22 protein-coding genes are annotated in these 25,819 nt (G+C 69.1%); 13 read left to right on the top strand and 9 right to left on the bottom strand.

Annotated elements, in window-relative coordinates:
- Nucleotides 1-7 precede the first annotated feature (7 nt).
- The 8 genes from ABZW60_RS19135 to ABZW60_RS19100 all read right to left on the bottom strand — a co-directional run bounded on the left by ABZW60_RS19135 (nucleotide 8) and on the right by ABZW60_RS19100 (nucleotide 11,461).
- A complete protein-coding gene (locus ABZW60_RS19135) occupies nucleotides 8-2,668 on the bottom strand; it encodes a Tat pathway signal sequence domain protein (RefSeq protein WP_355478508.1) in 2,661 nt (886 codons plus the stop codon).
- Nucleotides 2,669-2,673: 5 nt separating this feature from the next.
- Nucleotides 2,674-5,274 (bottom strand): Tat pathway signal sequence domain protein, encoded by a 2,601-nt coding sequence (locus ABZW60_RS19130; protein WP_355478507.1) that lies wholly within the window; start codon nucleotides 5,272-5,274, stop codon nucleotides 2,674-2,676.
- Nucleotides 5,271-6,158: a carbohydrate ABC transporter permease gene (locus ABZW60_RS19125; RefSeq protein ID WP_355478506.1), complete on the bottom strand. Its 888-nt coding sequence runs from the start codon at nucleotides 6,156-6,158 to the stop codon at nucleotides 5,271-5,273. Before ABZW60_RS19125 ends, ABZW60_RS19130 begins: the two co-directional genes overlap by 4 nt.
- An 11-nt stretch (nucleotides 6,159-6,169) precedes the next feature.
- Nucleotides 6,170-7,162, bottom strand: coding sequence for an ABC transporter permease subunit (locus ABZW60_RS19120; protein WP_355478504.1), 993 nt, complete (start codon nucleotides 7,160-7,162; stop codon nucleotides 6,170-6,172).
- A gap of 18 nt (nucleotides 7,163-7,180) precedes the next feature.
- Nucleotides 7,181-8,728 carry an extracellular solute-binding protein gene (locus tag ABZW60_RS19115; RefSeq protein ID WP_355478502.1) on the bottom strand — a complete coding sequence of 516 codons (1,548 nt, stop codon included), beginning with the start codon at nucleotides 8,726-8,728 and terminating at the stop codon, nucleotides 7,181-7,183.
- Nucleotides 8,729-8,738: 10 nt separating this feature from the next.
- Nucleotides 8,739-9,356, bottom strand: coding sequence for a DUF624 domain-containing protein (locus tag ABZW60_RS19110; RefSeq protein ID WP_355478500.1), 618 nt, complete (start codon nucleotides 9,354-9,356; stop codon nucleotides 8,739-8,741).
- Between the two features lie 453 nt (nucleotides 9,357-9,809).
- Nucleotides 9,810-10,445, bottom strand: a complete 636-nt coding sequence (locus tag ABZW60_RS19105) for a DUF1961 family protein (RefSeq protein WP_355478498.1) — start codon at nucleotides 10,443-10,445, stop codon at nucleotides 9,810-9,812.
- On the bottom strand, nucleotides 10,445-11,461 hold the full coding sequence (locus ABZW60_RS19100) for a LacI family DNA-binding transcriptional regulator (RefSeq protein ID WP_355478496.1): 1,017 nt from the start codon (nucleotides 11,459-11,461) through the stop codon (nucleotides 10,445-10,447). The genes ABZW60_RS19105 and ABZW60_RS19100 overlap by 1 nt, the downstream gene beginning before the upstream one ends.
- A gap of 128 nt (nucleotides 11,462-11,589) precedes the next feature.
- Between ABZW60_RS19100 and ABZW60_RS19095 the strand changes: the two genes are divergently transcribed.
- From ABZW60_RS19095 to ABZW60_RS19045, 11 genes are all read left to right on the top strand, one after another.
- Nucleotides 11,590-12,054 (top strand): hotdog fold domain-containing protein, encoded by a 465-nt coding sequence (locus tag ABZW60_RS19095; protein ID WP_355478494.1) that lies wholly within the window; start codon nucleotides 11,590-11,592, stop codon nucleotides 12,052-12,054.
- 9 nt (nucleotides 12,055-12,063) lie between these two features.
- Nucleotides 12,064-13,224, top strand: a complete 1,161-nt coding sequence (locus ABZW60_RS19090) for a GNAT family N-acetyltransferase (protein ID WP_355478492.1) — start codon at nucleotides 12,064-12,066, stop codon at nucleotides 13,222-13,224.
- 73 nt (nucleotides 13,225-13,297) lie between these two features.
- The gene (gene ruvC, locus ABZW60_RS19085; protein ID WP_355478490.1) at nucleotides 13,298-13,894 is read left to right on the top strand and encodes a crossover junction endodeoxyribonuclease RuvC; all 597 of its coding nucleotides are present in this window, start codon (nucleotides 13,298-13,300) and stop codon (nucleotides 13,892-13,894) included.
- A 41-nt stretch (nucleotides 13,895-13,935) separates the two neighbouring features.
- Nucleotides 13,936-14,538, top strand: a complete 603-nt coding sequence (ruvA, locus tag ABZW60_RS19080) for a Holliday junction branch migration protein RuvA (protein WP_355478488.1) — start codon at nucleotides 13,936-13,938, stop codon at nucleotides 14,536-14,538.
- 3 nt (nucleotides 14,539-14,541) lie between these two features.
- The gene (gene ruvB, locus ABZW60_RS19075; protein ID WP_355478486.1) at nucleotides 14,542-15,594 is read left to right on the top strand and encodes a Holliday junction branch migration DNA helicase RuvB; all 1,053 of its coding nucleotides are present in this window, start codon (nucleotides 14,542-14,544) and stop codon (nucleotides 15,592-15,594) included.
- 237 nt (nucleotides 15,595-15,831) lie between these two features.
- Nucleotides 15,832-16,317: a preprotein translocase subunit YajC gene (yajC, locus tag ABZW60_RS19070; RefSeq protein ID WP_355478484.1), complete on the top strand. Its 486-nt coding sequence runs from the start codon at nucleotides 15,832-15,834 to the stop codon at nucleotides 16,315-16,317.
- Between the two features lie 87 nt (nucleotides 16,318-16,404).
- Nucleotides 16,405-18,159, top strand: coding sequence for a protein translocase subunit SecD (gene secD, locus ABZW60_RS19065; RefSeq protein WP_355478482.1), 1,755 nt, complete (start codon nucleotides 16,405-16,407; stop codon nucleotides 18,157-18,159).
- Nucleotides 18,159-19,334, top strand: coding sequence for a protein translocase subunit SecF (gene secF, locus ABZW60_RS19060; RefSeq protein WP_355478480.1), 1,176 nt, complete (start codon nucleotides 18,159-18,161; stop codon nucleotides 19,332-19,334). The genes secD and secF overlap by 1 nt, the downstream gene beginning before the upstream one ends.
- The gene (locus ABZW60_RS19055; RefSeq protein WP_355478478.1) at nucleotides 19,334-19,873 is read left to right on the top strand and encodes an adenine phosphoribosyltransferase; all 540 of its coding nucleotides are present in this window, start codon (nucleotides 19,334-19,336) and stop codon (nucleotides 19,871-19,873) included. Before secF ends, ABZW60_RS19055 begins: the two co-directional genes overlap by 1 nt.
- A gap of 305 nt (nucleotides 19,874-20,178) precedes the next feature.
- Nucleotides 20,179-22,368: a bifunctional (p)ppGpp synthetase/guanosine-3',5'-bis(diphosphate) 3'-pyrophosphohydrolase gene (locus ABZW60_RS19050; RefSeq protein ID WP_355479057.1), complete on the top strand. Its 2,190-nt coding sequence runs from the start codon at nucleotides 20,179-20,181 to the stop codon at nucleotides 22,366-22,368.
- A gap of 40 nt (nucleotides 22,369-22,408) precedes the next feature.
- Nucleotides 22,409-23,383, top strand: coding sequence for a hypothetical protein (locus ABZW60_RS19045; protein ID WP_355478476.1), 975 nt, complete (start codon nucleotides 22,409-22,411; stop codon nucleotides 23,381-23,383).
- Here ABZW60_RS19045 and ABZW60_RS19040 read toward each other — a convergent pair.
- Nucleotides 23,380-24,279 (bottom strand): hypothetical protein, encoded by a 900-nt coding sequence (locus tag ABZW60_RS19040; RefSeq protein WP_355478474.1) that lies wholly within the window; start codon nucleotides 24,277-24,279, stop codon nucleotides 23,380-23,382. The genes ABZW60_RS19045 and ABZW60_RS19040 overlap by 4 nt on opposite strands.
- 186 nt (nucleotides 24,280-24,465) lie before the next feature.
- Here ABZW60_RS19040 and ABZW60_RS19035 point away from each other — a divergent pair, with 186 nt between their 5' ends.
- Together ABZW60_RS19035 and ABZW60_RS19030 are read left to right on the top strand one after the other, a co-directional pair.
- Nucleotides 24,466-25,047 carry a papain-like cysteine protease family protein gene (locus ABZW60_RS19035; RefSeq protein WP_355478472.1) on the top strand — a complete coding sequence of 194 codons (582 nt, stop codon included), beginning with the start codon at nucleotides 24,466-24,468 and terminating at the stop codon, nucleotides 25,045-25,047.
- 1 nt (nucleotide 25,048) lies between these two features.
- Nucleotides 25,049-25,804, top strand: coding sequence for a hypothetical protein (locus tag ABZW60_RS19030; protein WP_355478471.1), 756 nt, complete (start codon nucleotides 25,049-25,051; stop codon nucleotides 25,802-25,804).
- Nucleotides 25,805-25,819: the final 15 nt, after the last annotated feature.

The following is a 25,819-nucleotide window of genomic DNA, read 5'->3' as shown; positions in this document are numbered from 1 at the left end:
ACCCACCTCACGGATTCACGATCTGGTCGCCGACCAGGGCGAGCGTCTGGATCGCGGCCAGGCCATAGAGGGCTGTGGTGTTCGTCGAGACCCACTTGGCGGCCTTGGTCGGGTTGAGGGTGGTCGTCACGTCCTCGGCGGACCAGGGCAGGTTGGGGGCGTAGCCGTCGCCGGTGTAGAAGTCCTTCCACGCCCGGGCTGCCAAGTCGTCCCGGTCCAGCCGCACAGCGGCGTACGCCGTCAAGCGGGCATGGCCCTGCCGCAGGATCAGGTTGCCGAAGTACGCCCCGCACTCCGCTGTCTGCTCGGCACGGGTCGCGTTGAACAGCCGGCAGTACTGCAGCCACGCGGCCTCGAAGGCGGGCATGTCGACCAGGTCGATCAGCTCGGCGCAGATCTCCACCTGACCGAACATCGCGCTCAGATGCGACACACTCACGATCTTCTCGGTCACCGGCGCGAACCGGCCGGTGTCGAGGTCGTAGAGCCCGCTGCCGGTCACGAACCCGTTGGGCATCGCACCGATGGTCTCCATCGTCCCCAGCAGCTTGGCCTTCGCCAGGGCCGCCTTGGGCCCTTGCCGCTCCCACTCGGTCAGCCAGGCGGCCGCCAGACCGCTCCAGTCCGTCCCGAGACCGATGGACAACGCATGCGGGTCAGGTGTGTACGGCTCGGTCCGGATCTTCCGGAGCGGATCCAGCACCAGGAAGGTCTTGTCCGAGTCGACCAGCTCCGACAGCAGGTCGCCCGTCCGCTCGTCAGCCGTCAGGTAGTAGTAGAACCGCCGGTACACCGCCGTACTGATCCGCTGCTGCTTCGCACTGTCCGCCCAGTGCTGTACGCCGTGCCGCGTACCCAGGCCCGCCCACTGACCCAGGTGGTAGACGTCGACCTCACCGGTGTGCCGGGTCATCGCCTCCGCGAACCGGAAGATGTCGGCCCGCCCGGAGCGCAGGAACGCGTACCAGAGCCACAGGTCCGGTGACAGCTCCGAGTTGTCCCACGCGTACCCGCCCACGTCGTACCGCCACACGAGCCGGTCCTCGTCGAACGTGTGCATGATGTCGCCGTAGTCCCAGAATCCGTACCAGTGCCGGGACTCGACCTGGCCGCGGTAGTAGTCGAACAGGAAGTCCAGGTGGTCCTCGATCGACTTCTTGGCGGGCACGGACCGGTCCACCGGCGTGAACAGGCCGCCGAACACCCGGGTGCTCACCAGTTGATCCACCGGGTTGATCAGCTGCGGGGGAGTCCGGACCTGGTCGGCCAGGTCATCCAGCCGCGCGGCCGACGGCGTCGCCTCCAGCGCCCAGAACGTCAGCTCCGACGTCCGGGCGATGCCGTACGGCGTACCGAACGCGGGCTCGTAGTCCTCGTAGGTGATGTTCAGTCCTTCGAGCTGCTCCGGGTACGTGTCCTGCCCCATGCCGTCGTGGTAGAAGCGCGTATCCATCGCACCGGCCGCCGGCGACCACAGCCAGACGGTGACCTCGGCTTCCTCGGTCGCGGCCTTGCGGATGTCCAGCTGCGTCGGGTGCCGCTGCCAGAAGTCCCGCAGCCCGAAGGCGAATCCACCGCTCACGCCGCCGACGTACCCGAGCCCGGAGGCGCGCTTGCCCTGGTCGACCGAGATCCAGCCGTACCCCTTCTTCGTGCGTTTGCGCACCGTGAACCCGTCCGCGGTCAACTGGCTCAGCGAATAGTCGCCCCACTCGGGGATGTACTGCAGCCGCGTCGTCACCCGCTGGTCCCACGTCGCCGGATCGGGCAGCTTGGTCCCGGCGATCTGCGCCGCCCGGACGGCGGCACCCGGGTCGCGCCGCAGCCCGGTGATGCCCTTCACCGCCTCGGACACCGCCCCGTGCCTCTCGCCGACGAACCGGACATGCCGGTCGTACGCCGCGTCGCGCATCGGCACCGAGAACCGCACACCCAGACCGGCGATGTAGTCCTTCTGCCCGTCGCGGTCGTACACGAACGTGTGCACCATCCGCACGTTCTCCGCGCCGGCCACGAAGTACAGCCGGACCGAGAACGGCAACCAGGTAAGGCCTTTGCGTGACTTGTGCCGGCCCTCCACCTTCACCACCGCGCGCACCGGACCGGCCTGCTCCACGGTGACCTTCTGGATGTCGCTCTCGTACCGCTCCCGGACCGCGCCGCCGTCCTCGTCGTCGGCGATCTTGTCCTGCTTCAGGTTGACCAGCACGCCCTTGTGAGCAATCAGGACGTCACCACGCCAGATCTGGCTGACGACCTCCGACCCGCTCTTGCGGATGCGGGTCCGGATCACGCCGGTGTCGACGTCGACGTACAGCTTCTCGTCCTTGACGGTGACGGGACGCGCGGGCGCTGTCGCCGTACCGGGACCGAGTGTGTACGACTCGGCGGGGGAGTCCACCGCGATCGCGTGGGCGCTCCACTTGAGCGAGCCGTCCGGCCAGTACGCGGTCGGCCAGCTCTGCAGCGGTACGTCGGTGCCGTCGGCGGACTTCAGTGCGAAGGACTGGTTCGCTGGTACGACGCCCTTCGGCCACGGCGTACCCCAGGTGGTGACGGCCGCTGTCGTGGGCTTGCCCTCGAGCCAGCTGAGTCTGACCTCAGGAGCCTCGGCGGCCGCGGCCGGTTGGATGTTGTCGAGCAGGGACACCGCAGGTACTGCGGCCATACCTGCTAGGACCGTACGTCGGGAGACCTCCATGCTGCTCCACCTCTGTCAGGTCTGTGTTCTGAAATCAGGGACAGGTTCTGGATCGCTGCCAGCGCGTACTGCGACGCGCCGTTGGTACTCACGAACGCGGCCTCGTCAACCGGCATCAGCGCGCCGTCGACCGGGGTGGTCTTCCACTCGGCCTCGCGTTGCATCGCATTGCGGTTGAGTTGGTCGCCTTCGTCGACGAAGAACTTGCGCCAGGCCAGCCGGGCCAGCTCGGTGTCACCTGTGCGCGCGGCGGCGTACGCGGCGAGCCGGCTGTGGGCCTGGACGAGGGAGATGCCCTGCAGGGGCTGGCCGACCGCCGCGGCCTGCTCCTCGGGCGAGAGCAGGTAGAGCCGGCAGTAGTCGAGCCAGGCCTTCTCGAACCCGGGTACGTCGAGGTCCAGGTCGATCAGCTCGGAACAGATCTCGGGCAGCCCGAAGAGCGACGACAGGTGCGAGACGGCGATACCCCGCCGGCTGGTGTCGAACCGGCCGGTCGTGAGGTCTAGCCGCGCGTTGCCAGTGAGGAAGCCGAAGTGCAGGGCAGCGATGTCGCTCATTGTCCCGACCAGCCGAGCGCGGGCGCGCTCGTCCCCGTGCCGCTCCCACCGCGTCAGCCAGGCGGCGGCCAGCGCACCCCAGTCCACACCCAGCTCGATGGACAGTGCATGCGGGTCAGGCGTGTAGACGTCCGGCCGGACCTTGCGCTGCGGGTCGACAGCCAGGAAGGCCTCTTCGATGGACACCAGCTCGTCCATCAGGTCGCCCGTGCGCTCGTCGGCCGTCAGGTAGTAGTAGAAGCGCCGGTAGATCGCACTGGAGATCCGCACCTGCTTGCAGCTGCAGCCCCAGTGCTGCACGTTGTGCCGCGACCCCAGGCCCTTCCAATGACCCAGGTGATGGACGTCGACCTCGCCGGTGTGCCGCGTCATCGCCTCCGCGAAGCGGAACACGTCAGCGCGGCCGGTCCGCAAGTACTGGTACCAGAGCCACAAGTCGGGGGACAGCTCCGAGTTGTCCCAGGCGTAGCCACCAACGTCGTACCGCCACGTGTGCCGGTCGCGGTCGTAGGTGTGCATGACGTCGCCGTAGTCCCAGAACCCGTACCAGCGGCGCTGCTCGCGTTGACCGACGTAGTACTGGAACAGGAAGTTCAGGCGGGCCTCGATGTCTTGGTGGTCAGCTGTGGGCAGGCTCCAGGTGCCGAACACCCCTGCCTCCAGCAGACGCGCCGGGGAGACGGTGAGTAGGCCGGGGGAGTTGAGCAGCGCTGCGTGCTCTGACAGCTCCTCTGACGACGGGGTGGTGTTGTGCACACGCAGGCTGAGCTCATGCGTGCGGGCGACGCCGTGGGCGTTGCCGAAGCCGGGCTCATAGTCCTCGTAGGTGATCTCGAGTCCTTCGAGCTGCTCGGCGTACGTGTCCTGGTCCATGCCGTCGTGCCAGTACCGCACATCCATGGCCGGCGCGCCGGGCGACCACATCCACACGGTGGCGGTGGCGACGTCGGAGGCCGCGTTGCGGATGTCCAGCCGGGTGGGGTGCAGTTTCCAGAAGTCACGCAGTCCGAAGCCCAGCCCACCGCTGACCCCACCGACGTACCCGTAGCCGGGCGCTCTGGTACCGGAGGGGATGGTGACCCACCCCTGTCCCGCGCCGGTGCGCTTGCGCAACGTGAAGCCGTCCGCGCTGGTCTGGTCGAGCGTGTAGTCGTTCCACTGCGGGATGAGGTGCAAGCGGTCGGCCACGTCCGGGTTCGGGATCGCTTCGACAGTGCGGCCGGCGACCTGCGTACGGCGTACCTCCTCGCCCGGGTCGCGGCGCAGACCGGTCAGACCGCGCACCGCCTCGGTGAGGAAGCCGGACGGGCCGGCGAGTCGGATGTGGCGGTTGTGGGGCTCGTCGCGCATCACCACGTCTGCGCTGAGACCCAGGCCGGCCAAGAAGTCACGGTCCGGATCGCCGTCCCAGACGAAGCTGTGCACGACCCGTACGTCGGTCGCGCCCGCGTAGAAGTACACGCGCACCGAGAACGGCAGCCAGTCGCCGTGCTTGCCCTCCAGCCGGACAACTGCCCGCACCGGCCCGTCCTGCTCGACCGTGATGCGATCCACCGCCGCGATCGTCTGCTGCCGTGACACGCCCAGGTCGTCGTCCGGCCGGTCCTGCCGCAGACTGACCAGCCGGACGTGCTGCACCGTTTCCTGACCGCCGTAGCTGATCGAGGCGATCAGCCAGGGCTCTTGCAGCACCCACGTGACAGGGCCGGTTGATACCCGTACCCCGCCGGTGACCCGCTCGACCGTCACCGGCCACGCCGGCGTCGCGGGCTCGCCGGTGACGAGCTCGTACGACGACTCAGGCTGCCCGGGCTGCTCTGGCGGCCCGATCGCGTGTGCTGACCACTTGACCGAACCGTCCGGCCAGGTGGCGGTCGTCCAGCTCTGCACCGGCGTACCGTCGGTCAAGGCGAAGCTGGTGCCGTCGGCAACCGTGCCGCGCGGCCACGGAACGCCCCACGTCGTACCCTGCCGGCACGGAGTTTCGAGCCATTGCAGTGTCGCCAGTGTCGTCATTCCTTCACCGACCCGATCAGGACGCCCTTCGCGAAGTGCTTCTGCAGGAACGGGTAGAAGAACAGGATCGGCAGCGTCGCGACCACGACCACCGCGAACTTCAGGCCCTGCTCCGGGAACGTGACCGTCTCCAGCTGCTGCAGCACGTTCGCCGAGTCCGCGTTCGCCGCGGTCAGCTGGCGGACGATCATCTGCAACGTCCACTTCTTGCTGTCGTCGATGTAGAGCAATGGCGACATGTAGTCGTTCCAGATCCCGACCGCGTAGAACAGCGAGAACGTCGCGATGATCGGCTTCGACAACGGCAGCACGATCCGCAGGAACACGTTCAGCTCGTTGCAGCCGTCGATCCGGGCCGCCTCCTCGAGCGCCTCCGGCAACTCCTGGAAGAAGCTCTTCACCACGATCAGGTAGAACGGGTTGATCGCCAGCGGCAGGATCAGCGCCCAGTAGCTGTCCAGCAGCCCGAGATCCCGGACGACGAGGTACGTCGGGATCATGCCGCCGCTGAACACCAGCGTGAAGATCACCAGGTTCAGCACCAGCGCGCGCCCCGGCAGGAACCGCTTGGCCAGCGGATACGCCATGGTCAGCGTCAGCAGCAGCTGGATCACCGTGCCGACCGCGGTCACCGCGACCGTGGTCAGCAACGCGCGGACGAACGTGTCGGTGGAGAAGATGTAGTGGTAGGTGTCGGTGACGAACTTGTGCGGCCAGAGGAAGAACGGCCGCGAGCTGATCTCGGACTCGGTCGCGAACGACCCGGCGAGCACGTAGAGCAGCGGAAGCACCGTGACGAGAGCCAGACCGGTCAGGAACACGACGTTCAGTACGTCGAAGGCCCGGCTCCCGACGGAGTCGTAGTACCGCACTCGTTGTTTCATCGATCCTCCTCTCAGAACAGGCCGCGCTGGCCCAGGCGCTTGGCCAGCAGGTTGGAGCCGAAGATCAGCACGACGCCGACCACGCCCTTGAACAGGCCGACGGCGGTCGCGTAGCTGAACGAGCCCTGGGTGATACCGATGTAGTAGACGAACGTGTCGAACACGTCCGCGACGTCGCGGTTCAGCGACGTGGTCATCAGCCAGATCTGCTCGAACCCGGAGTCCATCAGGTGCCCGGACGTCAGGATCGCCATCACCACGATCGTCGGCTGGATCGCCGGCAGCGTGATGTGCCAGAACTGCCGCCACCGGCCGGCGCCGTCCACCCGGGCCGCCTCGTACAGCTGCGAGTCCACCCCGGCCAGCGCGGCCAGGTAGATGATCGTGCCCCAGCCGGTCTGCTTCCACAGCAACTGCAGCACGATCAGCGGCCGGAACCAGTCCGCCTGGGCGACGTAGTCGGTCTTCTGCCCGCCGACGAGCCCGTGGATCCAGTTCGCGATCACGCCGAAGTCCACCGAGAACAACAGATAGGTGAGCGAGGCGACGATCGTCCAGGACAGGAAGTGCGGGATGTAGACCAGCGACTGCACTGACCGCTTCAGGACGTTGATCCGCAGCTCGTTCAGCAGCAGCGCGACCACGATCGGCGCCGGGAAGACGAAGACGATGGTCAGCACGGCGAGCAGCAAGGTGTTGAACAGCAGCCGGCCGAAGTCCGGGCCGGTGAACAGCTCCTGGAAGTGCTTCAGTCCGACCCACTCGCTGCCGGAGTAGCCGAGGAACGGCACGTAGTCCTTGAACGCGATCGTCAGCCCGTACATCGGCAGGTACTTGAACACCACGAAGTACACGAGACCGGGCAGCAGCAACAGGTACAGCCAGCGGTAGCGGAAGAGGTCCCGGGGCAGGTTCCGGGTACGGCGGGTGCGCTTGGCGGCGGGCGCCGGCCGCGAAGAATCCGCGGCCGGCTGCACCACCTCCGGCACGAGGTCGGTGGCCATCTGTCGACCCCGGGCCCGTCAGCCGCCGGCCTTGGCGGAGAGGTCGTTGACCTCCTTGACGATGTCCGTGCCGCCGCTGTCGTACCAGCGCTTGATCTGCGCCTTCAGCTGCTCCTCGGTGATCGCTCCGGACAGGTACTTGATCCGTGCGTCCGGCACGATCGTGTCCAGCGTCTGGCCCTTCGCCACGGCGGTCGGGGCGATGATGCTGAGCGCCGGGTTGAACACCGCGGTCTTCAGGTCCTCGTTCATCAGGACGTCGAACTTCTCCCGCATCTTCCGGCTGGCCTCGTCGTTCGGCCGCAGCGCGTACGCGCCCAGTCCGACCGATGCCCGGGTACCGAGCTGGATGAAGGCCTTGTCCACGTCGTTCTGGATCGCCTTCACCTTGGGGTCGTCCTGGCCGACCGGCACCGCGTACTGCCCGTCGACCTTGAAGTTACGGCCCTCGATCCCGTTCGTCAGCAGGATCGAGCCCTCCTTCGACTCCAGCTTGTCGAGCGTCTGCAGGACCTGGTCGAGCTGGTCCTCGCTGCGCACGTGCTGCTTGGAGATCGCCATCACCATGTTGTAGCCGGTGAACGGGTAGGAGTGCTTCGCGCCGTCCGGGCCCGTCAGGTTGCCGACCAGGGTGACCTTGTCGAAGTCCTTCGGGTTCTTCTCCTTGAACAGGTCGAGCAGTTGGGTCGCCCGCACGTTCACGTCGATGATCATGCCGCCCTTGCCCTGCACGAACGGGTCGTTCCAGTTCGCGCTGTCGAGCGTCGCGAAGTCCGGGTTCACCAGGCCTTCCTTCACCCAGCCGCGCAGCCACTCGTTGGCCTTCAGGAACTCGGGGGTGTCGAAGCCCGGGACCAGCTTGCCGTCGCGTTCACCCCAGCCGTTGGGGGCGCCGAACCAGGTCTCGATCACGTCGTACGGGCTGGCACTCGCGTAGTTGCCGGGCCACTTCGGGATGATCAGGCCGTAGGTGTCCTTCTTGCCGTTGCCGTCCGGGTCCTTCTCGGTGAACGCCTTCGCGATGGCGTAGAGGTCCTCGGTGGTCTGCGGCTCCTTCAGGCCGAGCTTGGCCAGCCAGTCCTTGCGGATCACGATGCCGGAGCGCAGCAGCGGGCGGACCCGGTAGATGCCGTACGTCTTGCCGTTGGTCTGCGAGTTCTTCGCGGTCTGCTCGTTCGACGGCTTCAGGTTCGGGTACTTGTCGAGTTTGCCGGTCAGGTCCCAGAACGCGCCGGCCTCGGCCGCCTTCACGAACGAGGGGCTCTTCTCGTTCACCACCATCACGTCCGGGATCTTGTCCGACGCGAGTGTGACGTTCGACTTGTCGCCGTACTCCGCGTTCGGCACCCAGGTGATCTGCAGCTTCTTGCCGATCAGTTTCTCGACCGCCTGCTGCAGTTCGCCGTTCGGATCCGGCGCGGTGCCGAACAGCGGCGCCATCATCGTCAGTTCGTTACTGGCGCTCTGGCCTCCGTTGTCGTCGCCGCCGCCGGAGCAGGCGGAGGCGGCGAGCAGTGCCGTCGTGACGGCGGCGACGGCGATCCGCCGTCGGGAGAAGATGGTCATCGGTTCCCTTTCAGTTACCACTCGGGTGCAGGCGCGCGTCGTTCTCGGCGAAGAAGCGCAGGCAGAGCCAGGTGTCGAGCTGGATCCAGGCGCCGGCGGCCAGGACGAACCCGAACACCGGGAACTTCACCGACACGAAGGCGACGGACACCGCGACGAACAGCAGGACCAGGGACGACGCCGGCCGCGCGAGCGCGACCAGCGATGCCTTGGGCAACAACATGCGGACCCCGAGGTCGTAGTGCACGGCCATCGGGAGCGCGTAGGCGGCGATCAGCCCGAGCGCGACGAGTGCCGCGAGGCTGGCGAGGCGGGGGAGTGCGGCCCCGAGCGCGGCGAAGTACAGGTAGTTGCCGACGAGGACGACGGCGGCCGCGACCAGGGGCAGTACCACGAGCGTGCCGCGCCGGAACTCCCGGCGGAACGCGGTACGGAAAGCAGGAAAGGCGTGAAACGATTCATCGGATGACCTGCGTCTGGCCAGTGAATAGGCCGCGAGCGTGGCCGGTCCGATACCCAGAGCGACGCCGCCGGCCAGCGTGAAGAGGATCCACAGGGCGTTCAGCTTGATCACCCAAAGGACCTCGTCCGCAGCGCCGTACAGCTTGACGGCCCAGCCTGTGTCCATGCCGCTTCCTGCCTTGTTTCGGGGCGAAAAGTGATGTGACCGTATGGTTGAATCGTCTCAATGTCAACACCTCGGAAAGCGTTTGTCAGAGACTGGTCACCCAGCCGCGTTCCGCCACCCCGACCGCCCCCCGCCCCACCCCGCGCCACCCGCCCGGAGGGATGCCCCTCCGCCCGGAGGGTTGCCCACTGAGAATCTGAGCGGGCAACCCTCCAACTGCCGAGGCAACCCATGGCCGGCCCCCCGAACCCTCCGGCTGAGGGGAAGCCCCTACGGTTGGGCGGTTGCCTGCTCAGAATGCGAGGGGGCAACCCTCCAACTGCCGAGGCAACCCATCGCCGGCCCCGCGAACCCTCCGGCTGAGGGGAAGCCCGTACGGTTGGGCGGTTGCCTGCCCGGAATGCGAGGGGGCAACCCTCCAGGTGAGTGGGTACCCCGGCGGGCGTTCGTGGGTCAGGGATGGCTGATGCGGAGGTTGGCGTACTCGCCGATCAGCGGGGCCATCTGGCGGAAGCCGAGCTTGCCGCCGGGCAGCGGGTGCTCGTCGTGCCAGGTGAAGCTGAGCAGGTCGTTGATCGCGAACATGATCTCGCCGTGCTGCACCGTGAGGCGCAGGTGGTACGGGCCGTCGGCGTCGGCGACGTCCGGGATCGGGTCGGCGCCCTGCGCGACCAGGTGGAAGCCGTAGCTCTTGCGCAGGTTGCAGGTGTGGAAGGCCCGCTCGGCCGGCCAGCGTCGGCGGAAGTACGAGACGTGGTACGTGTCGAGATCGCCGTGGTGGTACTGCTCGTACGGCCCGGTGCGCGGCCGTAGCCCGAACAGATCCTCGCCGTGCCGACCCTTGGCGTGGAAGAACAGGATGCACAGGCCCGGCTCGCGGATCGGCCAGAAGTCCCACTCCACGGTGATGTCCGGCGGGAACTCCTCCGGGCACCACAGCACGACATTCGCGTCCTGCCCGTCCGCCGCGGGCCGTACGCTCTCCAGCCGCAGACGCCCCAGCGGGTACGACGTCGCGCCGTCGCCCTCGAGCCGGAAACCCTCGAGATCGGCCGGCGAGGCGAGCGGGTTCTCGTACAGGACCGTCATCAGCGGCGGCGCTTGAAGTCGCTCGACTCGCGAACGATCAGGTCCGGCTGGAAGATCACCTGGCGATGCCGGTGCAGCTCGGCCGACTCGACCTCCTCCTGCAGCAGCTCCATCGCGGACCGGCCGAGCAGCTCGGCCGGCTGCCGCACCGACGACAGCGGCACGGCGGCGGCGCGGGCGAAATCTATGTCGTCGTACCCGACGATCGCCATGTCGCGGGGGACCCGCAGCCCGGCGACCGCCATCCCCTGGAGGAATCCGAGCGCGAGCAGGTCGTTGGCGAGGAACGCCGCCGTCGGACGGGTACGCACCGGCATCGCCGCGATCTCCTCGCCGATCGCGCGCCCCTCGACGACGCCCATCACGTCGACCTCGTAGTACTGCAGCTCGACGTCGTCGGCCTGCTCGACGACCGCGGTGATGCCGTCCTTGCGGTCGGCAACCTGTTGCATCGTGAACGGCCCGCCGACAAAGGCGATCCGGCGATGCCCGGCCTCGATCAGATGGTTCCCGGCGAGGCGTCCGCCCAGCTGGTCGTCGACGGACACCGAGCACAGGCCGCGGTCCGCCGTACGGTCGACGAGCACCACCGGCGTACCGCGGTCGACCAGCGCCGTGAGCCGCGGATCGGTGCTGTCGAACGGCGTGATCAGGATGCCCATCACGCGCTGCTGCTCGAGTTGGTCGAGGTGATGACCTTCGCGCACCGGGTCGGTCTTGCTGTTGCACAACATCACCACGGTGTCGTGCTCGTACGCCAGCGCCTCGGCCCCCTCGGCCAGATCCGTGAAGAACGGGTTGGTCACGTCGAGCACCACCAGCCCGACCGTCCGGCTCTTCCCCGCCCGCAGATGCCGCGCCGCCTCGTTCCGCACGAAGCCGAGCGCGTCGATACTCTCCTGCACCCGCTCGCGCGTCGCCGGCGCCACGATCGCAGGCCGATTCAAGAAGTTGCTGACCGTCCCCACCGAAACCCCGGCCCGCCGCGCAACCTCTTTGATGCTGGGCGTCCCCATCGTCCCCCGTCCAGCAGCGTCATCCCGGTCGCCCGCAGTCTATCCCGAATTGAATCGTCAAAATCAACCTCGGCGCGGCCTGGTGCGCGGCCCTTCCCACTGATGTGACTGGTGAGTAACATGACGGCATGAGTCAGGTGTTGGGGTTGTGGGAGCGGTTGCGTGGGGTGCCTGGTGGGGAGCGGGTGTTTTCTTGGGGGTTTGCGTGGAAGGCGCCTTACTTTCGGTCGGTGCGGCCTCGGTTCGTGCAGGTGAGTCCTAACTTCGCGGCGTTGACGTTGCCGAAGCGGCGGGCGGTGCTGAATCACATCGGGACCGTGCATGCGATTGCTGTGTGCAACGGTCTGGAGGCGGCGATGGGGGCGTTGGCGGAGGCGACCGTGCCGGCGGGAAAGCGGTGGCTGCCGAAGGGGATGGAGGTCGCGTATCTGGCCAAGTCGACGTCGGATCTGACCTGCTCGGCGGAGACGGATCCGGAGACCTGGAGCGCGGGGCCGGATGTGCCGGTGCGGGTCAAGGCGACTCGTGACGACGGGACGGTGGTCGTCGAGGGGACGATTTATCTCTGGGTGACGGACAAGAAATCGACGTAGGGTCGCCCCGTGACTGAGCTGCGGGTGGTGGAGGTTGCCGAGGAGCACCTGGACTCGGTGTTCGAGGTGCGGACGCGGTCGTTCGGGCCGGGCGGTGACCGGGACGAGTGGAAGAAGTCCGCGCGGCAGTTCATCGCGGACGGGCGCTATCTCGGTGTCGTCGACGGTGACGAGCTGGTCGCGGCGGCGCGGATCTGGCCGTTGGAGCAGTGGTGGGGCGGGCGTCGGGTGGCGAACGGCGGTGTGGCCGGCGTGGTCGTCGCGCCGGAGTACCGCGGCCGCGGCGTCGGCAGTCTGCTGATGCGAGCCGTGCTCGCTCGCTGTGCCGAGAAGAGCTATCCGCTGACCTCGCTGTATCCGGCGACCACGGTGCTGTACCGGCGCCTGGGGTACGAGTTCGCGGGCAGCAGGCATCTGTACACCTTCCAGGCGGCCGATCTGCGGACCCTGGGCCGCAACGGTACGGCGGTGCGCAAGGCGGGTCGTGACGACGCCGACCTGTTCCTCGAGCTGGCCGGGAAGGTGCACGAGGCGCGGCGCTCGAACGGTCCGCTGGTCTGGCCGCGCGCGCAGGTCGAGTCGTGGCTGGAGGACGACAACAGCTTCGCGTACGTCGCCGAGGACGGCTTCGTGGTCTACAAGTGGTCCGACCGCGAGCTCGCCGTCGAGGAGCTCATCGCCGGATCGGAGGAGACCGCTCGCGCGCTCTGGGCGACCGTCGGCTCGGGTGCGTCGATCGCGAAGACCGTGGAGGCGTGCTGCCCGCCCTTCGACGCGATCCATCTGATGGCCGAGCACGAGGCCACCGGCAAGTCCTGGCAGAACCGCTGGATGCTGCGGCTCGTCGACGCTCCGGCGGCCCTCGCGGGACGAGGATTTCCGGACGGCGTCGTACTCGAGGCGGATCTACGGATCGACGACCCCGAACTGCCGGCCAACACCGGCGACTGGCACCTCTCGGTCGGCAACGGATCGGCCCGGCTCACCGCCGCCGAGCCGTCGAGCGAAGCGCTGCGACTCGGCCCGCGGGGGCTGGCCGCGCTGTACGCCGGTACGCCGCTGGCGACGCTCCGCGGAGCCGGCCTGGCTGGCGGGGGAGCGGCGCCCGCCGACGCGGCGTTCGACGCGGCGTTCGGCGGTCCCGCGCCGTACATGCTCGACGACTTCTGAGCCCCGGCGCGCCGATTTCCAAAGGCCCGTCGCCTCCGACTAGGGTTGTCGAACAAACGTTCGGAGGTGGTCCATGCGGGTGCTCGGCGTCGACCCGGGACTGACCCGGTGCGGCCTCGGTGTCGTCGAGGGGACGCCGGGGAAGCCGCCGGCGCTGGTCGCCGTCGGGGTGATCCGGACGCCGGCCGACCTGGACGTGGCCAAGCGGCTGGTGCGGATCGAGGAAGAGCTCGACGAGTGGATCGCCCGGCACCAGCCGGACGCGGTCGCCGTCGAGCGGGTGTTCGCCCAGCACAACGTCCGGACGGTGATGGGGACGGCGCAGGCGTCGGGGATCGCGATGGTGGTCGCGGCCCGTCGCGGCCTGCCGGTCGCCCTGCACACGCCGAGCGAGGTGAAGGCCGCGGTCACCGGCTCCGGCCGCGCGGACAAGGAGCAGGTGACCACGATGGTCACCCGGATCCTCAAGCTGAGCGAGCGTCCGACGCCCGCGGACGCCGCCGACGCGCTGGCCCTGGCGATCTGCCAGGTGTGGCGCGGCGGCGTCGCGAGCAAGTTGCAGCAGGCGGCCGCGAGCCGGGTCAACCTCGAGGCGGCGGCGCAGGCGCAGTCGCGGCTGCAGGTGGCGCGGCTGCGGGCCGCGGTGGCCGCTCAGCAGGGCAAGCGGTGATCAAGCAGTGAGCGAGACGTGAGCAGGCTTGGAGGCTGGCGATGATCGCCTTTGTACGGGGCCCGGTGGCGGCCATCGGAGTGGACAGTGCCGTCGTCGAGGTCGGGGGAGTGGGCCTGCTCGTGTACTGCGACCCGGGCACGCTGGCCGGGTTGCGACCGGGGCAGGAGGCCCGGATCTCCACGTCGATGGTGGTCCGTGAGGACTCGCTGACGCTGTACGGGTTCGCGGACGACGATGCGAAGACCACCTTCGAGCTGCTGCAGACCGCGTCCGGTGTCGGGCCGAAGCTGGCCCAGGCGGCGCTCGCGGTGCTGAGCCCCGACCAGCTGCGGCAGGCGGTCGCCACCGAGGACCTCGCCCTCCTGGTGAAGGTTCCGGGCATCGGTAAGAAGGGCGCCCAGCGGATCGTGCTGGAGCTGAAGGACAAGATCGGCGCGCCGTCCAAGACGGTCACCGGCCGGCCGCTGCAGGCGCAGGAGGCCTGGCGCGACCAGGTGCACGCCGGCCTCGTCGGTCTCGGCTGGTCCGCGCGCGACGCCGAGGACGCGGTCACCGCCGTGTCGCCGCTCGCCGCCGACAACCCGAATCCGTCCGTCGCCGACCTGCTGCGCGCCGCGCTGCGCGTGCTCTCCAAGGCGTAATCGATGGAAGACAACGTTCGCCCCTTGGTCTCCGCGGACGCGGTGGATCTCGAGGAGCGCAAGATCGAGTCCGCGCTGCGGCCGCGCACACTCGCCGAGTTCGGCGGGCAGCGCAGGGTCAGCGAGCAACTCGAGCTGGTCCTGCACGCGGCCCGCGGCCGCAACCGCGCGCCGGACCACGTGCTGCTGTCCGGTCCGCCCGGCCTGGGCAAGACCACGCTCGCGATGATCATCGCGAGCGAGATGTCCGCGCCGCTGCGCGTGACCAGCGGTCCGGCGATCCAGCACGCCGGCGACCTGGCCGCGATCCTGTCCGGGCTGAGCGAAGGCGAAGTCCTGTTCCTGGACGAGATCCACCGGATGTCCCGGCCGGCCGAAGAGCTGCTCTACATGGCGATGGAGGACTTCCGGGTCGACGTGATCGTCGGCAAAGGCCCGGGCGCCACCGCGATCCCCCTGGAGATCCCGCCGTTCACGCTGGTCGGCGCGACCACCCGGGCCGGCCTGTTGCCGGGCCCGCTGCGCGACCGGTTCGGGTTCACCGGCCACCTGGAGTTCTACGAGGCGGCCGAGCTGGAGAAGATCGTGAACCGGTCGGCAGCCCTGCTGGAGGTCGACATCACGCCCGAGGGCGCGACCGAGATCGCCTCCCGGTCCCGGGGGACACCGCGGATCGCGAACCGGCTGCTCCGCCGGGTCCGCGACTACGCCGAGGTCCGCGCGGACGGCATCATCACGCTCGCGCTGTCCAAGGCGGCCCTGGATCTGTACGAGGTGGACAAGATGGGCCTCGACCGCCTGGACCGGTCGGTTCTGGACGCGCTGTGCCGCCGGTTCGGGGGCGGACCGGTGGGTCTTTCGACGCTGGCGGTTGCGGTGGGCGAAGAACGTGAGACCGTGGAGGAAGTAGCGGAACCTTTTCTGGTCCGGTCGGGCTATCTGGCCCGTACGCCGCGCGGTCGCGTCGCCACGCCCGCGGCCTGGCGGCACATCGGGCTGAAGGTCCCGAAGGGCGCGACGTTCGCGGACACGCTCTTCGACACCGACGAGGACTGAGGAGTTCGGCTCCAACTGAACAAAGCGGAGACCGGGGAACGTCGACCGGCGCCGGAACGTAGACACTGCGTGACGTATACGTAGCGAGTAACTCAAACGTGACCCGGTGTCATGAGGTAGTTGTTGGCGCTCAGGGTTAGACTCCCCGGTGGCCTGACCTCCAGGTCGTCCGCTGCGACCTGCGCGTTCGCGCAGAGCCCGCTGACCAACCGACCCGACGAAGGATTCTGAGACCCGATGCAACTCCTCGCCGTACCGATGGCCTCCTCCGGGGGTGGCGGCATCACGCTGCTGCTGCCGCTGATCCTGATCGTCGGAATGATCTGGTTCATGAGCCGGTCGCAGAAGAAGCAGCGCCAGCGCCAGGCCGACACGGTCGCCGCGCTCACGCCCGGCACCAAGGTGATCACCACCAGCGGTCTGGTCGGCATCGTCGAGGAGACGGACGACGACTACGTGACGCTGGAGATCTCCGAAGGCGTGCTGGTCCAGGTGGTCAAGGCCGCGATCGGCCGGGTGATCCCGGACGAGGACGCCGCCGCCACCGACGAGGTCGAGGCGCCCGAGGCCGCCGACGAGACCGCCGCCGGCACCACCGACCTCAGCGACGACGCCGACGAGGCTGCGAAGGTCGACGTACCGGACGCGGGCAAGGCCGGTGAGAAGGCCGACGGCAAGGTGCAGGACGCGCCGAAGCTGCCGCCGACGCACACCGAGAACTGATCTCCTTCCCCACAACGGCCTGCGGCGCGGCGTTCGGCGTCCACCAGACGGTGCGGCGCGCCCAGAAGTACAAAGGTTGAAACTGACGTGGCAACGACTTCGACATCCCGCCCCGGGCGGAGCCTGATCGGCTTGCTGGTGGTCGTGGTTCTGCTGTTCGGGATCATGGCGCTGACCAAGACCTGGAAGCCCAAGCTCGGGCTGGACCTCCGGGGCGGCACCACCATCACGCTGACCGCCAGCACCATCGACGGCAGCGGCAAGGTGACCGCCGAGCAGCTGAACGAGGCGAAGAACATCATCGGCCAGCGGGTCAACGGTGCCGGTGTCGCCGAGTCCGACATCACCACCTCCGGCGCGAACCACATCAACGTGGCCGTGCCGGGCGCCACGAAGGAATCTCTGGTGTCGCAGGTCGGCCAGACCGCCCTGCTGTACTTCCGGATCGTGTACGACGCGCAGGCCGCGGCGCCGCAGCCGACGCCGTCGACCACCCCGTCGACGACGCCGAAGCCGAGCACCACGCCGAAGGCGACCACGACGCCGAAGCCGAGTGCCACGATCAAGCCGAGCGCCACGCCCAGCTCGCCGAAGGGCCGGGCCTGGAGCAGCGCGCTGGGTGAGGCGACGCCGACGCCGACCCCCAAGCCCAGCACCACGCCGACCGCCAAGCCCAGCAGCACGCCGAGCGCGACGCCGTCGACGCCGGCCGCCGCGGGCGACCCGCTGAACTACACCCCGGACGCGGCCACGCAGGCGGCGTTCGCGACGTTCAAGTGCGGTGACAAGCAGGTCGACGACCCGAACAAGCCGATCTTCTCCTGCGACCGCGAGGGCACCTCGAAGTACCTGCTCGGCCCGGCCATCATGAAGGGCACCGACCTGTCGGACGCCTCCGCCGGCATCCCGCAGAACGGCCTGCAGTGGCAGGTGAACCTGAAGTTCACCGGCGAGGGCGGCGACAAGTTCCTGAAGGCGACCACCGCGATCTCCAAGCGCGGCCAGGGCCAGAACCTGTTCGCGATCGTGCTGGACGGCGAGACCATCTCGACGCCGAGCGTGGAGAACCCGATCCCGGGCGGCCAGGCGCAGATCACCGGTACCTTCACCGAGGCCGAGGCCCGCGACCTGGCGAACGTGCTGAAGTACGGCGCGCTGCCGGTCAAGTTCGACATCTCCTCGGTCGAGACGGTGTCGCCGCAGCTCGGTGGCGACCAGCTGTCCGCGGGCATCTGGGCCGGTCTGGCCGGTCTCGCGCTCGTCGTCGTGTTCTGCTTCCTGTACTACCGCGGCCTCGGCCTCGTCGTGGTGCTCTCGCTCGGCGCCGCCGCCGTACTCACCGGAACGCTGGTGATCCTGCTCGGCAAGGCGATCGGGTTCACGCTGACGCTGGCCGGTATCGCGGGTCTGATCGTCGCGGTCGGTATCACCGCGGACTCGTTCATCATCTACTTCGAGCGACTCCGCGACGAGGTCCGTGAGGGCCGCAGCCTGCGCTCGTCGGTGGAGACCGGCTGGGCCCGCGCGAAGCACACGATCATCGCGGCCGACTCGATCTCGCTGCTCGCCGCACTGGTGCTGTACGTGCTGGCGATCGGCAGCGTCCGCGGCTTCGCGTTCACGCTCGGCCTGACCACGCTGATCGACCTGGTCGTGGTCTTCCTGTTCACCAAGCCGCTGGTCACGCTGCTCGCCCGCACCGACTTCTTCGGCCACGGGCACAAGCTGTCCGGACTCGATCCTGAACATCTGGGCGTCGAACGACTGCCCGGACAGACGAAACCGTCGGCCCGGCCGCGGAAGACGCCGTCGACGCGCAAGCCGGTCGGAGGGGAGGTCTGATGTCGAAGCTCGGACAGATCGGTGCCAAGCTGCACCGCGGCGAGGTCTCCTACGACTTCGTCGGTCACCGCAAGTTCTGGTTCAGCCTCTCGGCGGTGCTGGTCATCATCTCGCTGGCCGGCCTGTTCGCCCGCGGCCTGGCGCTCGGGATCGAGTTCAAGGGCGGCGTCGAGTACGAGGCGAAGGTCAAGGTCACCGACAACACGGTGCAGGACTTCGGCGACGCCGTGAAGGCGACCAACGCCAAGGACCTCGGCGACCCGGTCGTCACCACGATCAACAACGAGAAGGTCCGGGTCCAGACCAAGCCGCTGGCCCAGAACGACATCGGCGTCGTCCGCGCGGCGATCGCCAAGGAGGCCGGGATCCCGGCCGACCAGGTCACGTCGCAGCAGATCGGCGCCTCCTGGGGCAAGCAGATCGCCGACAAGGCGATCCTGGCGCTGGCTGTGTTCCTCGGCCTGGTCTTCTTCGTGATCTGGCTGTACTTCCGCGAACCCAAGGCCTCGATGGCGGCGATCATCGCGCTGGTGCACGACGTCACGATCACGGTCGGCGTGTACGCGATCATCGGTTTCGACGTCACGCCGGCGACCGTGATCGGCGTTCTGACGATCCTCGGTTACTCGCTGTACGACACGGTCGTGGTGTTCGACAAGGTCCGCGAGAACACCCGCGGGATCACCGGGTCGAACCGCTACACCTACTCGGACGCGACCAACCTCGCTGTCAACCAGACCGTGGTCCGCTCCATCAACACCACGGTCACCGCGCTGCTGCCGGTGGGCGCGATCCTGGTGGTCGGTACCTGGGTCCTCGGCACCGGCCCGCTGAAGGACCTGTCGCTGGCGCTGTTCGTCGGTATCGCCGTCGGTGCCTACTCGTCGATCTTCATCGCCCCGTCGCTGCTCGCGGTCTTCAAGGAGCGCGAGCCGGGCATGCAGGCGCTGCGCAAGCGGGTGACCGCGAAGAAGGCGCAGGTCGCTGCCGCCGCGGCCGCCCCGGTGGCCGTGCCGGCAACCGCCGGGGCGACGCGTTCCGCCGTCCAGGACACGCCGCGGAAGGCGGACCGGGCCAGCGGTGCGGCTCCGACGCCGTCGTCGCGGCCGATGAAGGCGGCGGCCGCCGGTCGGCCGCAGCCGACGCGTAAGCCGCGGTCGAAGCGCGGCAAGTGATGCGGTCGCTCGAGCAGGTCCTCACGGACGGCATCCGCGACATCCCGGACTACCCGCAGGCGGGGGTGGTGTTCAAGGACATCACCCCGCTGCTGGCCGACCACACCGGCTTCACCCAGGTGGTGGAGGCGCTGGCGGCGGCCGGCAAGGACGACGACGGCAACCCGGTGGTCGACAAGGTGGTCGGGATCGAGGCCCGCGGCTTCATCCTGGCCGCGCCGGTCGCGCTCGCGCTCGGTGCCGGGTTCGTGCCGGTGCGCAAGAAGGGCAAGCTGCCGGCGGCGACGTACGAGGAGTCGTACGCGCTGGAGTACGGCGAGGCGACGATCGAGGTGCATCAGGACGCGTTCGCGCCCGGTGACCGCGTGCTCGTCATCGACGACGTCCTGGCCACCGGCGGCACCGTCGAGGCCTGCCTGCGGCTGATCCGGCGCTGCGGTGCCGAGGTGCTCGGTACGGCGGTCCTGCTGGAGCTCTCCTTCCTCCCGGGCCGCGAACGCCTGGCCGGCGAGAGCGTCAGCGCCCTCGTCACGGTCTGATGTCGGGCAAACTCTCCGTCGCCGGAAGCTGACTCGGCGTGTTGTCCACAGGCGATTCCGCCTGGTTGGACGCGGGCCTCTAGACTGGTGCTCTGTCGGCGGAGGGATACAACGTGGGCGAAGACCCGGCGATGACATCGGCGGTACCGAACGCAGTACCGCAGGAGCCTCCGCGCGCGCCGTCACCGGTGCGGCCGGCTCCCGTGTCGCCGCCGCCCGCGACCCAGCCGCCGCGGATCGCGCCGGCCCGGGTCCGCGCCCGGCTCGCCCGTCTCGGCGGCACCCGGCACCCGAACCGGGCGCCGATGCTCGAGCCGCTGTTCCGGGTGGTCCGCGCGACCCACCCCAAGGCCGATCTCGGCATGATCGAGCGCGCCTACCGGACCGCGGAGAAGTACCACACCGGCCAGATGCGCAAGAGCGGCGATGCGTACATCACGCATCCGCTCGCCGTCGCCACCATCCTCGCCGAGCTCGGCATGACCACGACCACGCTGTGCGCCGCGCTGCTGCACGACACCGTCGAGGACACGCCGTACACGGTGGAGGACCTGACCCGCGACTTCGGCGAAGAGATCGCCATGCTGGTCGACGGCGTCACCAAGCTGGACAAGGTGCGCTACGGCGAGTCCGCGCAGGCCGAGACGATCCGCAAGATGGTCGTCGCGATGTCCAAGGACATCCGGGTGCTGGTGATCAAGCTGTCCGACCGGCTGCACAACATGCGCACGCTCGGCTCGCTGCGCCAGGAGAAGCAGGAGCGGATCGCCCGCGAGACGCTGGAGATCTACGCCCCGCTGGCCCACCGGCTCGGTATGAACACGATCAAGTGGGAGCTCGAGGACCTGGCGTTCTCGACCCTGCACCCGAAGGTGTACGACGAGATCGTCCGCCTGGTCGCCGAGCGCGCCCCGTCCCGCGACGAGTATCTGGCGACCGTGATCGACCAGGTGCACGAGGACCTGCGCTCGGCCAAGGTGAAGGCCACCGTCACCGGCCGCCCGAAGCACTACTACTCGATCTACCAGAAGATGATCGTCCGCGGCCGCGAGTTCGGCGACATCTACGACCTGGTCGGCATCCGGGTCCTGGTCGAGTCGGTCCGCGACTGCTACGCGGCGCTCGGCATCATGCACGCGCGGTGGAACCCGGTCCCCGGCCGGTTCAAGGACTACATCGCGATGCCGAAGTTCAACATGTACCAGTCGCTGCACACCACCGTGATCGGCCCGCAGGGCAAGCCGGTGGAGCTGCAGATCCGGTCGTTCGCGATGCACCGCCGCGCGGAGTACGGCATCGCCGCGCACTGGAAGTACAAGGAGGACCCGACCTCCGTCGCGCCGGCCGCGCCGAGCACCGACATCGGCGGGCCGAACGACATGCCCTGGGTGCGGCAGCTGGTCGACTGGCAGCGGGAGACCTCCGACCCGTCGGAGTTCCTCGACTCGCTGCGGTTCGAGATCAACAACGCCGAGGTTTACGTGTTCACCCCGCGCGGCGACGTGATGTCGCTGCCGGTCGGGTCGTCGCCGGTCGACTTCGCGTACGCCGTGCACACCGAGGTCGGGCACCGCTGTATCGGCGCCCGGGTGAACGGGCGGCTGGTGCCGCTGGAGAGCACCCTGGAGAACGGCGACGTCGTCGAGGTGTTCACCTCGAAGGCGCAGGGCGCCGGGCCGTCGCGCGACTGGCTGACCTTCGTCAAGAGCCCGCGCGCGCGGAACAAGATCAAGCATTGGTTCTCCAAGGAGCGCCGCGACGAGGCGATCGAGCACGGCAAGGACGCGATCGCGAAGCAACTCCGCAAGGAGGGTCTGCCGCTGCAGCGCCTGCTCTCGCACGAGACCCTGACCGCGGTCGCGAACTCGCTGCGCTACCCCGACGTGACCGGGCTGTACGCCGCCGTCGGCGAGCAGCACGTGAGCGCGCAGGCCGTCGTCCGGCGACTCATCGAGACGTATGGCGGTGAGGAGGGCGCGGCCGAGGACCTGGCCGAGGGCCTGCGGCTGCCGCAGACCCGCGAGCGGCGCAAGCGGACCGCACGCGGCGACGCCGGTGTCATCGTCAAGGGTGCGACCGACGTGCTGTCGAAGCTGGCCCGGTGCTGTACGCCGGTGCCCGGCGACGAGATCATCGGCTGGATCACCCGCGGCGCGGGTGTCTCGGTGCACCGCGCCGACTGCGCGAACGTGGAGAACCTGAAGACCCAGCCCGAGCGGATCGTCGAGGTCGAGTGGGCCCCGACGGCCCAGTCCGTCTTCCTGGTCGCGATCCAGGTCGAGGCACTGGACCGCGCCCGCCTGCTGTCCGACATCACCCGGGTGCTGTCGGACTACCACGTGAACATCCTGTCCGCCGCCCTCACCACCACCCGCGACCGCATCGCCAAGTCCCGCTTCACCTTCGAGATGGGCGACCCCACCCACCTCGGCCACGTCCTGAAAGCGGTCCGCTCCGTCGAGGGCGTCTTCGACGTCTACCGCGTCACGCAGTAGGCCGCAGCCCGCGGTTTGGCCCGGTTGGCAGACTGCGGGTATGGGCGGTTTCGGGCGGCGTGGGTTGCTGGTGGCCGGGGTCGGGGTGCTGGCCGGGTGTCGTGCGTCGTCGGGTGGGCAGGTCAGTGGGACGTCGGTCCCGTCGGGCGCCGGGTCGTCGGCGGGGGTGCCGAGTGGGCCGTCGTCCGGGGCTGCGTCGTCGAGTACGCCGTCTCCGGGTACTCCGTCGTCGGCCGCCCCCTCGAGTAGTCCATCGGCTGGTGCGTCGTCCGGTACGCCGCGTGAGGTGGTGTTGCCGCGGGTGCGGGCCTGGGTGCCTGGCGCGGGGGAGATCGAGCCTGCCGCCAAGCGGGTGGCGGTGGCAGCGGTGGTTGAGCTGGTGCGGCCCCGGGGGGCGCGTGGTGTGGTGGAGGTGATCGACGCGCAGTACGGCGGGATCCTGAGCGACACCGCCAGCGTGCTGGTGCCGTGCCGCGTCTTCACGCTCTCGGACAGCCGTGTGGAGACCGGCGGCACGACCGTCGACGTACGGCTCACCAAGACGCGGGGGATCTGGCGGGTGACCGCGACCCATCCCGCCCAGCCCGGTAAGGCAACGACGCAACTGACGCCGGCGGCGCGACAGGTGCTGAGCAACGCGCAGATCGCACTCCCGCCGGCGTCCGCCGCGGACATCCGCTCCGGTCAGGTCCACGAGAGTGTGCTGGCGGCGATGCTCGAGCTCGCCACGACGTACCGGATCGGCATCAGCGTGATCCGCTCCGGCCACCCGATCAACGTGTTCGGCACCAACCGCCCGAGCGATCACCCCCGCGGCCGCGCGTTCGACACCTGGCAGATCAACGGCCGCGCGGTCGTCGACCCGGCCACGCCCCGCTCCTTGGTGACGTCGTACATGCGCGCCACCGAGGCCCTCGGCTCGTACAACGTGGGCGGTCCCTATCAACTCTCCGGGACGGCGTACTTCTCCGACCGCACCCACCACGACCACGTCCACGCCGGTTTCACGACCTAGTCCCACTCCCACTCGATGCCGACCGTGCCCGGTTCGGCGGATGCCTCGATGACGTGGACGCGGCCGTCGGGTGTGAGCATCAGTTCGCGGTGGACGAGGTTCGGGCCGGAGGTATGGCGCCGGCGGATCTCGTGGACGCGGACCGGAAGCGCGGCGCGGTCGAACTGCACCTCCAGCACGTAGTGCATCCCGCCCCACTCGCTGAACCGCTGGTACTCGGTCGCGGGCAGTCCGGCGCAATCCTCGATCTCGTAATGCACGACGGCCGTCTCGCCGACCGCGAGCACCCGGTCCAGGAGCAACTCGCCGAGCATCGCGCCGGCCTCGGGGGAGCGCGCGATCCGGCCGGTCCGGCAACCACTCAGCGCGCGCAGGGTGAGCTTCTCGGCGTCGCACCCCGGCTCGCCCTGGTGCGCGATGATCAGCCGATCCACCGGCTGTACGGCGACCACGCTCTGGGTCACGCGCCGCCGGTGAGCGCTCCGATCCGGGCCCAGCCGGACCTCCTCGAGTACGGTCACGTTGCGCAGCCGCCCGTGGGCGTCGCGGCGGAGCCGGTCCAGCAGCCGGGTGAGCGCCTCGGCGTAGTCGACGACGGAGTACGGCCGCGGGGTCGCGGCGGGATCGGTCCGCGACGGCGGGATCCGGACGGTCAGCCAGCCGGGCGGCACCTGCAGCAGTTCCTCGAGCGCCGTCACGATCGCCAGCGAGTCCTCGCGCGGCACCCGCCGGCCGCTCTGCCAGGTGCTGAGCGTCGCGACCCCGACGTGCAGCCCGCGGTCGGCGAGGTGGGTCCGGATCCGGTTCAGGGCCAGGCCGCGCCGGGCGATCGCCTGCCGCAACGCGTCCGCGAACGGCGCTTCCGGCGTCACCACCGGGACAGTGGAATCGATCATCGGCACGCTCCTTGGGGGCAGTGTAAACATTCACAGCACGGTCCGGCACTGCCTCGTCACCCGCTGTTCACGGGGAATCCGCCGTTCACACCCGGCTCCGGCCCGCGTCCCGAGTCCTTGCCGCGCGGGGGCGACGTCTCGACGATGGACTCCGCCCACCCCGCAGTACCTCTCGAAGGAGGACTCATGCGCAGGCTCCGCCCCAGCCGCACCTGGTCGTTGCTCCTGGCCACGATCCTCGGGCTGGCGACGCTGGCACCACTCGCCCCGCCGGCCTCGGCCGCTCCCGGCAGCTACTACCTGAACATCACCGGCCAGGCCCAGCAGAAGTCGAACTGGTGCTGGGCCGCGAGCGGCAACAGCATCGCCGCGTTCTACGGCCGGTCGTACTCCCAGAACCAGTTCTGCAACATGGCGTTCGGGTACAGCCTGAACGCCACCTGCCCGAACAACCAGGCGACGCTCGCCAACGACCAGCGCGCGTTCCGCACGATCGGGATCAGCGCCGGCAGCTACGTCTCGTCCACGCTCAGCTTCAGCACCCTCGTCACCGAGATCGCGGCCGGCCGCCCGGTGATGACGCGGATCGGCTGGACGTCGGGCGGCGGCCACATGATGGACATCATCGGGTACGACGCCTCCGACTCGACGATCGAGTACTACAACCCGTGGCCGGACGACCCGCGCTACAACTACTCGACCTACACCTGGTACCGGTCCAACTCGCAGTTCACCTGGACGCATTCCCTGTACCGGATCGGAGCCTGACATGCGCCGCCCGAAGAACCTCCTGCTCCGCTGCGCCGCCGTACTGGCCGCCGGTCTCGCGTTCTCGTTCGCCGCCTCCGGCCCGGCCGGTGCGGCGGGCCCGCAGCCGGTGTCGCCGACCGAGTTGTCCAAGGCAACCGATGCGGCGCGCTCGTCCGACGCGCTGAGCCTGCTGGGCAAGGCCGGCGGTACGGCGAAGGCCGCGGCGAGTGTCGCGCGGGACACGCACCCGATCTACGCGCTCAACCCGGCGTTCGTCCGCGACGCGTCGGCGCCCGTGGCAACGTTCTGGTACGCCGCGACCAGCGCCGCACAGGGCGGCCGGACGCTGACGGTCTTCACCGCCCCGGACGAGAAGGGCGCGTGGCACGCCGTCAACGTGGCCTCCGGCAACACCGAGTCGCGGATGGTCTCGGCCGCGGCCGGTGGGCTGGTGTTCACCGAGCCGCAGATCGGCGCCTGGTACGCCCTGGACGGCACCAAGGTCCGCCCGCTCAACCAGTCGGCCGTCAAGTCGATCGGCGCGAAGCCGATCACGGTGGCCGCCTATCAGGACCTCGTGTCCAGCCGGTACTCCGACAAGCTGCCGGGCAGCCACTACAACGACGTGGGCACGGCCGGCGGCTACGACACCGCTGCCGCTACGGCGCAGATCGCGCCCGCCGGATCCCACGTGCTCCCGATCACCGCGATCGCCGGCGGCGTACTTGCCGTCGCACTCCTGATCCTGATCCGCCGCCGCCGCTCCGTCGCCTGACGCCTGAACTCCTTC

Source organism: Kribbella sp. NPDC003557 (assembly GCF_040610805.1).
Lineage (GTDB): Bacteria > Actinomycetota > Actinomycetes > Propionibacteriales > Kribbellaceae > Kribbella.
This window is presented reverse-complemented; position numbering and strand designations above follow the sequence as displayed.

What these genes read in the sequence shown, in the direction of transcription:
- ABZW60_RS19135 (WP_355478508.1), bottom strand. Translation starts at nt 2,668, where the DNA reads ATGGCCGCAGTACCTGCGGTGTCCCTGCTCGACAACATCCAACCGGCC.
- ABZW60_RS19130 (WP_355478507.1), bottom strand. Translation starts at nt 5,274, where the DNA reads ATGACGACACTGGCGACACTGCAATGGCTCGAAACTCCGTGCCGGCAG.
- ABZW60_RS19125 (WP_355478506.1), bottom strand. Translation starts at nt 6,158, where the DNA reads ATGAAACAACGAGTGCGGTACTACGACTCCGTCGGGAGCCGGGCCTTC.
- ABZW60_RS19120 (WP_355478504.1), bottom strand. Translation starts at nt 7,162, where the DNA reads ATGGCCACCGACCTCGTGCCGGAGGTGGTGCAGCCGGCCGCGGATTCT.
- ABZW60_RS19115 (WP_355478502.1), bottom strand. Translation starts at nt 8,728, where the DNA reads ATGACCATCTTCTCCCGACGGCGGATCGCCGTCGCCGCCGTCACGACG.
- ABZW60_RS19110 (WP_355478500.1), bottom strand. Translation starts at nt 9,356, where the DNA reads ATGGACACAGGCTGGGCCGTCAAGCTGTACGGCGCTGCGGACGAGGTC.
- ABZW60_RS19105 (WP_355478498.1), bottom strand. Translation starts at nt 10,445, where the DNA reads ATGACGGTCCTGTACGAGAACCCGCTCGCCTCGCCGGCCGATCTCGAG.
- ABZW60_RS19100 (WP_355478496.1), bottom strand. Translation starts at nt 11,461, where the DNA reads ATGGGGACGCCCAGCATCAAAGAGGTTGCGCGGCGGGCCGGGGTTTCG.
- ABZW60_RS19095 (WP_355478494.1), top strand. Translation starts at nt 11,590, where the DNA reads ATGAGTCAGGTGTTGGGGTTGTGGGAGCGGTTGCGTGGGGTGCCTGGT.
- ruvC (WP_355478490.1), top strand. Translation starts at nt 13,298, where the DNA reads ATGCGGGTGCTCGGCGTCGACCCGGGACTGACCCGGTGCGGCCTCGGT.
- ruvA (WP_355478488.1), top strand. Translation starts at nt 13,936, where the DNA reads ATGATCGCCTTTGTACGGGGCCCGGTGGCGGCCATCGGAGTGGACAGT.
- ruvB (WP_355478486.1), top strand. Translation starts at nt 14,542, where the DNA reads ATGGAAGACAACGTTCGCCCCTTGGTCTCCGCGGACGCGGTGGATCTC.
- yajC (WP_355478484.1), top strand. Translation starts at nt 15,832, where the DNA reads ATGCAACTCCTCGCCGTACCGATGGCCTCCTCCGGGGGTGGCGGCATC.
- secF (WP_355478480.1), top strand. Translation starts at nt 18,159, where the DNA reads ATGTCGAAGCTCGGACAGATCGGTGCCAAGCTGCACCGCGGCGAGGTC.
- ABZW60_RS19055 (WP_355478478.1), top strand. Translation starts at nt 19,334, where the DNA reads ATGCGGTCGCTCGAGCAGGTCCTCACGGACGGCATCCGCGACATCCCG.
- ABZW60_RS19050 (WP_355479057.1), top strand. Translation starts at nt 20,179, where the DNA reads ATGCTCGAGCCGCTGTTCCGGGTGGTCCGCGCGACCCACCCCAAGGCC.
- ABZW60_RS19045 (WP_355478476.1), top strand. Translation starts at nt 22,409, where the DNA reads ATGGGCGGTTTCGGGCGGCGTGGGTTGCTGGTGGCCGGGGTCGGGGTG.
- ABZW60_RS19040 (WP_355478474.1), bottom strand. Translation starts at nt 24,279, where the DNA reads ATGATCGATTCCACTGTCCCGGTGGTGACGCCGGAAGCGCCGTTCGCG.
- ABZW60_RS19035 (WP_355478472.1), top strand. Translation starts at nt 24,466, where the DNA reads ATGCGCAGGCTCCGCCCCAGCCGCACCTGGTCGTTGCTCCTGGCCACG.
- ABZW60_RS19030 (WP_355478471.1), top strand. Translation starts at nt 25,049, where the DNA reads ATGCGCCGCCCGAAGAACCTCCTGCTCCGCTGCGCCGCCGTACTGGCC.